Origin of the sequence: Clostridium celatum (genome assembly GCF_021412605.1) — a bacterium.
In the GTDB taxonomy this organism is placed as follows: domain Bacteria; phylum Bacillota; class Clostridia; order Clostridiales; family Clostridiaceae; genus Clostridium; species Clostridium celatum.
The window spans coordinates 40,538-52,661 of sequence record NZ_JAJKGM010000024.1; the positions used below are offsets into that span (position 1 = coordinate 40,538).

The 12,124-nt window shown below is 27.2% G+C and carries 7 protein-coding genes; all 7 read left to right on the forward strand.

Annotation, left to right across the window (positions count from 1 at the left end; genetic code table 11):
* Nucleotides 1–15: 15 nt before the first annotated feature.
* The 7 genes from LPC13_RS10870 (at nucleotide 16) to LPC13_RS10900 (ending at nucleotide 12,027) form a co-directional block, all read left to right on the forward strand.
* Nucleotides 16–4,779 carry a glycosyl hydrolase family 95 catalytic domain-containing protein gene (locus LPC13_RS10870; RefSeq protein ID WP_051040631.1) on the forward strand — a complete coding sequence of 1,588 codons (4,764 nt, stop codon included), beginning with the start codon at nucleotides 16–18 and terminating at the stop codon, nucleotides 4,777–4,779.
* A gap of 174 nt (nucleotides 4,780–4,953) precedes the next feature.
* Nucleotides 4,954–6,807, forward strand: coding sequence for an FAD-dependent oxidoreductase (locus LPC13_RS10875; protein ID WP_005209788.1), 1,854 nt, complete (start codon nucleotides 4,954–4,956; stop codon nucleotides 6,805–6,807).
* A 10-nt stretch (nucleotides 6,808–6,817) separates the two neighbouring features.
* Complete coding sequence (locus LPC13_RS10880) at nucleotides 6,818–7,747, forward strand: ABC transporter ATP-binding protein (RefSeq protein ID WP_005209790.1); 930 nt, start codon at nucleotides 6,818–6,820, stop codon at nucleotides 7,745–7,747.
* Nucleotides 7,748–7,764: 17 nt separating this feature from the next.
* On the forward strand, nucleotides 7,765–8,913 hold the full coding sequence (locus LPC13_RS10885; RefSeq protein WP_005209798.1) for an ABC transporter permease: 1,149 nt from the start codon (nucleotides 7,765–7,767) through the stop codon (nucleotides 8,911–8,913).
* The gene (locus LPC13_RS10890) at nucleotides 8,897–10,018 is read left to right on the forward strand and encodes an ABC transporter permease (RefSeq protein ID WP_316319565.1); all 1,122 of its coding nucleotides are present in this window, start codon (nucleotides 8,897–8,899) and stop codon (nucleotides 10,016–10,018) included. The genes LPC13_RS10885 and LPC13_RS10890 overlap by 17 nt, the downstream gene beginning before the upstream one ends.
* Before the next feature lie 69 nt (nucleotides 10,019–10,087).
* Complete coding sequence (locus LPC13_RS10895) at nucleotides 10,088–11,524, forward strand: deoxyguanosinetriphosphate triphosphohydrolase (protein ID WP_005209802.1); 1,437 nt, start codon at nucleotides 10,088–10,090, stop codon at nucleotides 11,522–11,524.
* A 116-nt stretch (nucleotides 11,525–11,640) separates the two neighbouring features.
* Nucleotides 11,641–12,027, forward strand: coding sequence for a (deoxy)nucleoside triphosphate pyrophosphohydrolase (locus LPC13_RS10900; protein WP_040418349.1), 387 nt, complete (start codon nucleotides 11,641–11,643; stop codon nucleotides 12,025–12,027).
* The last annotated feature ends 97 nt before the right edge of the window (nucleotides 12,028–12,124 follow it).

A 12,124-nucleotide genomic window follows, 5' to 3' on the forward strand; every position in this document is an offset into this window, starting at 1 on the left:
TAGGGGGAGAGTTAAATGTTAAGGGGAAAGAATAAAAAGATATTAAAGACAATATGCTGTGCGATGCTGTGTTCTTGTATGATATTTGAAATGTCAGTATTTGCGACAGTAACAAAAGAGAACATTCAAGAAGGTAAAGGTAATACTGATAAGGATTTAACTTTATGGTATGATGAACCGGCACCAATTTCAGGGGATAATAGAATGTTAGAAAGTAAGTTATTACCTTTAGGAAATGGAAATTTGGGAAGTAGTGTTTTTGGAGGAGTGGAAAAGGAAAGAATCCACTTTAATGATAAAACATTGTGGACAGGGGGGCCAGATAATCCAGATGGAACGATGAATGATGGTACACAATATCAAGGTGGAAATAGATTGTTTGAATTTAATGAAGAGGGATATAACAATCTTATAAGTAAGTTTGATTCAAATGACCCTTTAGTACCAACAGGAAATACAGGAGTATCTAGTACATTATTTTCCAATCGGCCTAATTTAGGTTCGTGGCAGGATTTTGGTGATATATATCTTGATTTTAGCGAAATGGGGAGTAATTCAAAAAATGTTGATAATTATGAAAGAAGTTTGGATATAAAAAATGCTATTTCAGAGGTAATATATGATTATAATGAAACGACTTATTTAAGAGAGCACTTTGTAAGTTATCCTGACAATGTGTTAGTAACAAGATTATCTAAAGATGGAGATGGAAAATTAGATTTTGATGTTGAACTTAAGAAATCTTCAGCATTAAGTTCAAATGATGCAACTACCTCTATTGATGATAACAATACTACTATTAAGTTAATAGGAACATTAAATGGAAATAAAATGAAATATAGTGCTTCATTAAAGGTAATTGTAGATGGTAAAGAAAGTACTGTAGAACCAAATGGAAATAGTACTATTAAAGTAAGAAATGCTGATGAGGTAGTATTAATTTTTTCTACAGGAACTGACTATAAAAATATATATCCTGGATATCGTACAGGGGAAACAAGTGAAGAAGTAACTAATAGGGTAAATAAGGTAATTAATGATGCAGCTAAAAAAGGTTACAATACATTATTAGAAAACCATGTAAGTGATTATAAAGAGCTTTTTGATAGAGTATCATTAGATTTAAATGAAATTGCACCTAATGTTCCAACAGATGAGTTAATTGAAAATTATCGTAATGGAATATATAGCAAAGCTTTAGAGGCTTTAGTTTTTCAATATGGAAGATATTTAACTATTGCGTCTTCAAGGGAAGGCTCATTACCAAGTAATTTGGCTGGTTTATGGAGTATTGGCTCACCTTTATGGTCAGGAGATTATCATTTTAATGTAAACGTTCAAATGAATTATTGGCCAGCATTTTCTACAAATTTAGCTGAATGTGGTAAAGTTTTTGCAGACTATATGAGTAGTTTAGTTATACCAGGCAGAAAATCAGCAGAAATGAGTATAGGTGCTAAAACTGATGACTTTGAGACTACTCCAATTGGAGAAGGAAATGGATTTATGATCCATACAGCAAATAATCCCTTTGGAAAAACATGTCCTAATGGTGAAGAATATTATGGATGGAATCCTAATGGGGCAACTTGGGCATTGCAAAATGCATTTGATTATTATGAATTTACAAAGGATAAGGAGTATCTAGAGTCAACTATTTATCCTATGGTAAAAGAAGTTGCTAATATGTGGACTAACTCATTAATTGAAAGTAAAGTTCAAAAAATAGGTTCAACTGAAGAACAAAGATTAGTAGTTGCCCCATCTACATCTGCAGAACAGGGACCAATGACTGTAGGAACAACTTATGATCAATCATTGGTATGGGAAATTTTTGAGAAAGCAATAAAAGCCGCAAATATATTAGAAAAAGATTCTGATGAAATAAAAATATGGACAGAAATGCAATCTAAATTAGACCCTGTTATTATTGGGGAAGGTGGACAGATAAAAGAATGGTATCAAGAGACAACTGCAGGGAAATATTTAAATAATGGAGTGACAACTAATATACCATCTTTTAATAGAGATTATGGTGGAGAGTCACATAGACATATTTCACATTTGGTAGGACTATTTCCAGGAACTTTAATTAATAAAGATAATACAGAAGAAATTGAAGCTGCAAAGGTGTCTTTATTAGAAAGAGGCTTTAAAGCTACAGGGTGGTCTAAAGGCCATAAGCTTAATTTATGGGCAAGAACTTTAGATTCAGAAAATACTTATAAAGTAGTTCAATCAATGCTTTCAACAAACTATGCTGGTATTATGGATAATTTATTTGATTCACATGGATTTGGAACAGATCATGAACAAAGTCCAGGTTTTCAAATTGAAGGAAACTTTGGATATACATCAGGTATTGCAGAGATGCTTCTTCAAAGTCAATTAGGTTATGTTCAGTTCCTTCCAACAATTCCTGATGAATGGAGTGATGGAGAGGTTAAGGGTTTAGTAGCAAGAGGAAATTTTGTAGTGTCTGAAAAATGGCAAAATGGATTAGCAACAGAATTTACTGTTCAGTATAATGGTGATGAAAAATTAGCTGAATTTACTGGAGAATATAAAGATATAAAGAATGCAAAAGTATATGAAAATGGAAAGATAATAGATGTTGAAAAAGATGATAATAACGATAGAATAACATTTTCTATGAAGAAGGGTGCAACATATAAAATAGATTTTTCTAATGTAAATGTTGAAAGAATTATAGAAATTGCACAAGAGTTAATTAATAATATTCATAAAGATTTAATTAACTTAAAGGAAGAATTAATTATGTTATCAGAAGATGTAAAGCTTGGGGCAGATGATGATAATGTAAAATTATTAAGTGATTGTATACAAAAAGCTAATATTATTAATTCAGCATATCCAAAAGTTATTGATTGTGATGAAAAAGTATATATGATTACAAAGGATAATGAATTAACTCAGAATCAAATAGATCAAAGTTATATAGATATTTATGAAATAAAGAATAGGATGTTAAAAAATGATTCTAATATTGATATATATCTAATGGATAAAAGTAAAGCTGAGGCAATGTTAAGCAAATTTAATTCTATATTGAAAAACAATGTAGTTATATTTAGTAAAGATTCTGGTGAAGTAGATATAAATGATGCAAATCTGAGTTTATCTACAAGCGAAGATAATAATTATACTATAAGATATACGCTTGATGGTACTGACCCAATAAAAACATCCACCATATATGAAAATCCGATAAACTTAAATAAAGACAATGATAATATTATTAAAGCTGCATTATTCAAAGGAGAACAAAAAGTAAGTGAGATTTTTTCTGAAAAGTATGTAAATGAAAAGATAAGTTTTAAATCAGCTCATAGTGATAATTATTATAATAATAACAATAATTATTCACCAGATAAAGCAATAGATTCAGATAAATATACACGTTGGGCTACTAATGATAATACAAATAGTGTAGATATAACGCTTACTTTTGAAGATATTGAAACTATAAGTGCATTAAAATTTGAGCAGTTTGTATCTTATAGAAATTGGACAGATACTTATGAGATAAAGGTTTTAGTAAATGATGAGTATGTAACAGTAGCTGAAGGAGATAAGCTAGGAGATCAAAGTCAAGGGAACGGGGGAGATCGTGCAATTAAATTAGTAAACTTTAATCCCGTTTCTACAAGTTCTATTATTATTTCAATGAAAAATTGCAGTAATCCATCTTATTATAGTATAGATGCTTATAATTTCTTAGCGGAAGAAATTAATGAAAAGGGAGATTCAGAAGAATTAAATAAAGTTATTGAAGAAGCAAGTAGTATAGATAAAAATGATCCATTATACGTAAATGCAGAAGAAATATTAAGAAAAGCCTTTGATTATTCTTTAGAAAATGCTAAGGGAGTAACTGATGCTAAACAATCAGTTATGGATTCGAGAACTGTGTTCTTAAAGAAATATTTAAGTCGTTTAGGATTTGGAGAGGGTGACAAAACAGAATTACTTTTAGCTATTGAGCAGGCAAGTAAAGCAATTGATTCAGGAAGATACACTGATGAGAGTATAAAAAGATTAAATGCAGTTTTAATGAAAGCAAAAGAATTAGCTGAAAATAATGATGCAAAACAACCTGAAATTAATGAAATGATTAAAAATTTAAATGAGGCTATAAAATTGTTAGAGGAAAAATATTATACAGAATCAATACAATTAAGTGATGGTGTAATAGAAAGTGGTAGCTGGCGTGTTGTTCCTGCAAGTGAAACTAATTCAGGAAATTATTACTCAACAACAAAGGGGAGTAAATTAGTATATGAGTTTACAGGAGTAGGGATTAAGCTATATGGGGTAAAAAATAGTGATCATGGAATAATGAAACTTACACTTAAAAAGGATGGTTTAGTTCAAAAGGAAGAAATTATAGATTGCTATGAAACAGGGCGGGATTGGAATGCTCAATTAATCAACTGGCAAGACCTAGACTTAGCAACATATACTTTAGAGATAAGTCATGAGGGAAAGAGGGAAGAAGCAACTAATAGTTATATTGAAATAAAAGATATACTAGTTACTAAGGTTAAAGAAGATATTTCTACTGAGCCTAATTATGATTTGAATAATGATGGGAAAGTAAATATTGGTGATTTAGCTATTTTATCAAAACATTATGGTAAAAATAATGTAAACAATAGTGAAGAATGGCAATCTTTAAAAGTGTATGATTTAAATGTAGATAATGAAATAAACACTGAAGATATGAAATTATTAACAGATAAAATATTAGGTAATTAAATTTATGAATCAAAGATAAAATCAAAAGCTGATAGTTAATTCTATCAGCTTTTTTGTATATTATTTAATTTTATAATTTTAACCAAAGTTAATAATAATAATTAATATTTTTTTATACTCTGAATAAATTTAAATAAGAGAATAATCTATATTATAAATAATTAGGGGTATTATATGGAGTATGATGTTATTGTAATAGGGGCAGGGTTATCAGGTCTTACAGCAGCTTCTTTATTAGCAAAACGAAGTTTAAAGGTGTGTGTAGTAGAAGCACAATATAAGCCAGGTGGTTCTTGTGGAATATTTAAAAGAAAAGATGTAGTCTTTGAGCAGGGAGCAGCAATGATATATGGATTTAATGATAGGGGCTTTAGTCCACATAGATTTGTATTTAATGCATTAGAAGAACCCATAGACATAATAAAGCATGATGAACTTTATGCTATTAATTTTGGAGAACATAGAATAGTTTTTTATGAAGATATAGATATGTTCATAGAAGAACTTGTAAAAGTTTTTCCTAATGAAAAAGAGAATTTTAAAAGATTTTATACAGACTTATCAAATCAATATATTAAAATAATAGCAGAAAATCCAGCCTTTATATCACCAGATGCAATGAAAAAAGAAAAGGGGTTAAAATCACTTTTAAAACACCCAATTGAGTATATACGATTTCTAGGATATATGAATAAAAACACTAAAAGTATATTAAAAAAATATTTTAAAGATAAAAATGTATTTGATTTCTTTGACAAATTAACATCAACATATTGTTATACAAATGTTGAAGAAACTCCAGCAATATTATCTTCTATAATGTTTGTAGATAATCATTTTGGTGGTAGCTATTATCCAGCAGGTTCAACATTAAATTTAATTGGAAAATTAGAAAAAGTAATAGAAGAAAATAATGGTCATATGATCTACAACACAGAGGTAGAAGAAATAATAGTAGAAGATAATAGAGCAATTAAAGTCAAATTAGATAATGAAACTAATATAAGTGCTAAGTATATTGTTAATTCAGGTACTGTATGGAATTTATATAATAAGTTATTAAAAGAGAATGTAAGTGAAGATATTAAAAATTGGGTAAATTCTTTAGAACCATCATATCCATCTGTAGTATTATTTGCACTTGTAAAAGAAGAAGCAATTCCAAAAGGAACACTACCAATTGAAATGTTAATTGGTGATAAAACTAAGTTAGATGAAGATGAAATAACTGTTTATATTTTAAGTATAGATGATAAAACTTTATGTAAAAAAGGATATCATACTATTATGGCAATAGGCCCTACTTTTAAAGAATGGCCAAAGGGGTTTAAAAATAATTATAGTACTGAAAAATATAGAGAAATGAAGGAAGTTGAAAAAAATAGAGTATTAGATGTTTTAGAAAAAAGATTTCCAGGTTTTAAAGAAAATTTATGCCATGTAGAAATTAGTACGCCTACTACTTTAAATAGATATGCATTAAAGGAGAAGGGAAGTGTAGCAGGACCTAAACAAAAGCTAGGACAGCATATGATGAAAAGATTAAAAAGCAAGAGTGAAGTAGATAGTCTTTTTAATTGTGGAGAATCAACAGTTATGGGTACTGGAACACCAGCTGTTACTATTTCAGGAATTAGTGCTGCAAACCTTATACTAAGGGAGTTAGGCATGGAGGAGTTTGAGTATAAAGAAAATATGAAAAACTATGTGAATATAGTTAAAAAGCCTTTTGAATATAATCAAATAAAAATAGGAAAAAATGAAGAGGAAGATAAGTTAGCTAAATTAGCGTTAAAATGTCAATTTTGTGAGAAGCCATCTTGTGAAAAATCATGTAAATATAACATGCCTATAAGAGATATAAATAGAAGAGTTGCAGTAGGAAATTTTTATGGAGCTAAAAATTTATTAAAGGATTATGATATTAATCCATGTTTAAATTGTGAAAGTAAAGAATGTGAAAATCATTGTGTTAGAAAAGGTTTTGCAAAAGAAGTAAGTATAAGGGAAATAAATAGTAAGCTTTAGGAGTTATATTATGTACATCCTTCAGATTGAAAATTTGCATAAAAAGTATAATGACTTTGAGGCAATAAAAGGTATAAATTTATCAATAAATACAGGAGAAATATATGGATTATTAGGTCCTAATGGAGCAGGTAAAAGTACCTTAATAAAGGTTATATCAGGACTTGAAAAAATAACTTCTGGAAAAATAATATTTGAAGAAAGAGAAACAAATATAAATAAATATAAAAAAAATATTGGATTATTACCACAAGATATTGCCATATATCATGATTTTACAGCAAGAGAAAATGTATCATTTTTTTGCTCTTTATATGGCTATAGGGGAAAGGAGCTTAAAAGAAGAGTAAATAAAGCATTAGAATTTGTTGGACTTTTAGATATTGAAAATAAAAAATCTAATGAATTTTCAGGTGGAATGAAGAGAAGATTAAATATGGCATGTGCAATAGCGCATAGTCCTAAATTAATAATAATGGATGAGCCAACTGTTGGTATAGACCCACAGTCAAGAAATCATATTTTAGAATCAGTGAAAAAGTTAAATGAAGAAGGAGCTACAATAATATATACATCTCACTATATGGAAGAAATAGATGATCTATGCAATAATATTTCAATTATGGACAATGGAAAGATAATAGCAAGGGGAACTAAGGAGCATTTAAAATCAAGTATAATTAAGCAAAATATATGTACAATACATCTGCGAAAAGAAATTTATAATATAAAAAAACATATAAGTAAAATAGATGGTATTGAAAAAGTAGAAGTAAATGATAAGGAAATAAAATGTTATTATTCAAAAGGGGTAAATGTGATTCCATATATAATAAATATAATATCTAATAATAGTGGAGTTATAGAAAATATAAAAAGTGAAGTTCCAACATTAGAAAATGTATTTTTAACATTAACAGGAAAGCAATTAAGAGATTGATGTAACTGAGGTTAAATATGATATTAATTAGTTTAATAAAGAAAGAAATTTTACATTTTTTTAGAGACAAATCTAATGTAGCTACAATGTTTATATTTCCAGTAGTGCTCATAGTTGTAATGGGATTTTCATTAAATGGTCTTATGAATGTTGATAAGAATATATTTGAAAATGAAAAAGTTTATTATAAAGTTAATGATGTAAGTGAGGAAAATAGATATTTACAGATTTTTAAGAGCTTCAAGGAAAATAGTGAAAAAAATATGAAAATAGAATTTGAAGAGATATTAAATGAAAGTGAAGGTAAAAATAATGTTAATAACTCTTTAGGACTAGCTTTTATTAGTATATATGAAGATAAATATAATTTTTATAGAAGTGAAAAAAAGGAAAGTACAGCTCAAAAAATATTTAGAAGTGTCTTTGATGAATATTTAGAAAGGTATGCAGTGATAGATACTGTAGTAAAAGAAGATCCTAGCATTATAAATGATGTGATAAAAGAGGAAGGTAATATTATAGTAAGTGAAGAAGGAATAGATAGCAAAGGGATAAACTCATTTACTTATTATACTTTTGCAGAGCTTGTATTGATAATACTTTATATATCACAAATAACTAGCGTGTCAGCTTATAATGAAAGCTTTGAAAATACATTAACGAGATTAAAGGTATCTAAAGCAAGCGATTTTAGCATTATATTATCAAAAATTACATTAGGATTAATAGTAGGAATAATTCAAATAGTTGTAGTTTATTTTGTTAGCACATTTTTTCTACATATTAATTGGGGTGAAAATATAAGAGAAATAATAATAGTATTAATATCTCTAATAGTCTTTAGTTCAATTTTAGGAGTAACTATTAGTTTGGTATTTAAAGATAGTAAGACTGCAGCTAGTGTAATAAATACACTATTAATAATTTTAGGATTTTTAGGTGGAGCATATGTTCCAATATCATTAATAAGAGCAAATGAAATAACTAATATATTATGTCAAATGACACCTACCTATTGGGCAAACATATCATTATTAAGCTTAAGTTCTGGAATTAGTACCAATTATTCAATTATATCAATAGTTATATCTTTAGAATTATCTTTAATATTATTAGCAATATCTATTATTAGCAGTAACTTAAAGGCAGGTGATAATATTGCTTGAGATAATATTAAATACCATAAAGTTATTACTAAAGAAAAAAAGTTTTATTGTTATGGGGATATTAGCTCCTGCAATTGTTCTAATATTTTTTAGTTTTGCCTTTGGAAATGATATAACTTATAAAGTAGGAATAGTTGATAAAGATAATAATTATATATCAAATGAGATAATAGAAACTATAAATAATATAGAAGATGTAGATGTGGTAGATATAAGTAAGGATAATTATGAAATGTTACTTGCATCTCACCAAATACAAATAGCAGTTATAATAGAAGATAATTTTAGTTATAATATTCTAAACTTAAAAGAGGATAAAATTACCATTAAATCAATTTCAAATAGTGATGTTAAAGAAACTTTAATATCAATTATAAAATCGAAAGTAAACAATTTAAATTTGATAGCTAAAATAAGTGATAAAGATATAGGAAAATTTAAAGAAAAAAATGAAGCCTATAAAGAAAATTTAATTAAATATAATTTGAATGAAGCTAATGATGGTAGACCATCAATAGAAAATTCTATAGGAATAGTTATAATGATGATATTAATAAGTGGTGTTGCTATAGTTAATTTTTTAATTGAAGATGAGGAGAATAATACTAAAGAAAGAGTTTTTATTAGTGGTATAAAACAATATAAATATTATATAGCTTTGATTATAGTATTTTATTTACTATCTTCTATAAGTAGTATTATATATTATGGACTTTGCAAATTATTAAATTTGAATTTTAATATGAGTAATACTAATAATTTTTTAGTAGTTATGTTGTTACTTAATTTAGTAGCTATATCTTTAAACTTGTGTATCGTTAGCTTTACTAGAAGTAGATATGTTGCTATTACAGTTAATATATTAATTGTTATACCAACTTGTATGTTATCAGGAGTGTTTTGGGATTTTGAAGTTATGCCTAATTATATGCAAAAGATAGGAAATCTAATGCCACAGAGATGGGTATATATATGTATAGAAAATTTACAGATATATGGTAGCTTAAGCTCTATATATCAATATATTTTTTATATGATAGCTATATCTTTAATATTATTTAGTTTAAGTTTATTTATGTTTAGAATAAGGAAAATTAAAGTTTGAGAATAAAAATATTAAATATAGTCGAAATTAACTATATAGAAAAATATATAGTTAAAGGAAAGTTTAGTTATGGCTAGATTTACATGGAAACAAATATTAAATAAAAACCGTATTAGGGATTATAAAAGTACTAAAAAAGCATTAGACTGTAGAGATGAATTTGAAAATGATTATGATAGAATTTTATTTAGTGCATCATTTAGAAGACTTCAAGATAAGGCTCAAGTATTTCCCTTAGAGAAATTGGATTTTGTTAGAACAAGGCTTACACATTCTTTAGAGGTATCTTCTATTGCAAAGTCTCTTGCTATAAGTATTGGATATAAATTAATTGAAATTACAGCTAAATCAGATGACAAAGTTAATGCTGCAATGGTAGAAGATATGAGTAATATCTTAGCATGTGCAGGGCTTATACATGATTTAGGGAATCCTCCTTTTGGACATTTTGGAGAAGTTGCTATTAGAGAGTGGTTTGAAGAAAAGTTGTTTAAAAATGATGATAATACTTATACTTTTAGCTATGATAAATATAAATTTAATTTAGATAATCAAGAAGCATTAGATTTATTGAATTTTGAAGGTAATGCACAGGGGTTAAGAATTTTAACAAAGCTTCATTTTGTTATAGATAGATATGGTATGAATTTAACAACAGGAGTATTAAGTTCCGTTATAAAATATCCAATTTCATCTTTAGAATTAGAAAATAGTAAGTTAAATAAGATAGGTTATTATAAATCAGAAAGTTCAGTTTTTAAAGAAATAGCAGATGAAACTAATATATGGGGTAGTAGAAATCCTTTAGTGTATATTTTAGAAGCGGCTGATGATATAGCTTACCTTTTAGGAGATTTAGAAGATTCATTTAATAAAAAGATAATATCACATGATATTTTTAAAGCAAAATATGAGGAGTTTATTAAAGCGGAAGGATATGAAGAGAAAACATTAGAAGAAAGTCTTTCATATTATTTATCAAAAAACTATGATATAGCAAAAGAAGAATATGGGTATGAAGATCCAGGCGAATATGCATTAAAATCATTTATAATCAAGTTAAATAGATATTTAAAAGATTCAGTTGTAGAAGAGTTTCTTGCTTCTTATGATGATATTATGAATGGAAATTATCAAGGAGATTTAATAGGAAATTCAAAAGCTAAAAACATTTCTATGTTTTTAAGAAATATATCTAAAGAGTATGTTTATACAAATGAAAAAATAGTTGCTAATGAAATTGTAGGATATAACATAATTCATAGTTTATTAGATATATTTATTCCAGCTACTTTAAATAAAAATGTTAAACCGTATAAAGGGTATGATGGAAAGTTATATTCTTTAATTTCTAAAAATTATAGATTTGTTTGTGAGAATAATATAGATCAAAAAGAGTGTAGTGAAGAGTATTCAAGGTTATTATTGGTTACTGATTTTATTTGTGGTATGACAGATTCCTATGCAGCATATCTTTATCAAGAAATCAGAGGAATGAAAGTATAATTAAAAGGGTGTATAATATTAATAAATAATTCCCTAAATAGGAGTAAAATATATCGTATTAAAGTATTATTAGTATAATAATGATATTGAAAAGAGTGACTTTTAAGGAGAAACAAATGAAAAAAATAGAAGTAGTTGCAGCTGTAATAAAAAAGGATGAAAAGATATTTATAAGTAAAAGAAATTATGGTGAATTTATTGATATGTGGGAATTCCCTGGTGGAAAGATAGAAATAGGTGAATCTAAAGAAGAGGCTTTAATAAGAGAGATAAAGGAAGAGTTAGAATTAGACATTAACAATTTGGAATACTTAACAACAGTAGAGTATGATTATAAAACATTTTATTTAACGATGCATTGTTATACTTGTGAAATATGTGGAGGAACATTAAATTTAAAGGTTCATAATGATGCAAAATGGGTTACTATAGCTGAATTAGATAATCAAAAGTGGATTCCAGCAGATATTGATATAGTTGAAGCTATCAAGAAAAGAAATTAGGCAATAAATATTGCTTAATTTCTTTTTTGTGTGTGCCCAGCATGGGCAACAACTTGACGGTGAAAGTCCGTTGTGGGCTTGGTAGTGGGAACCACTA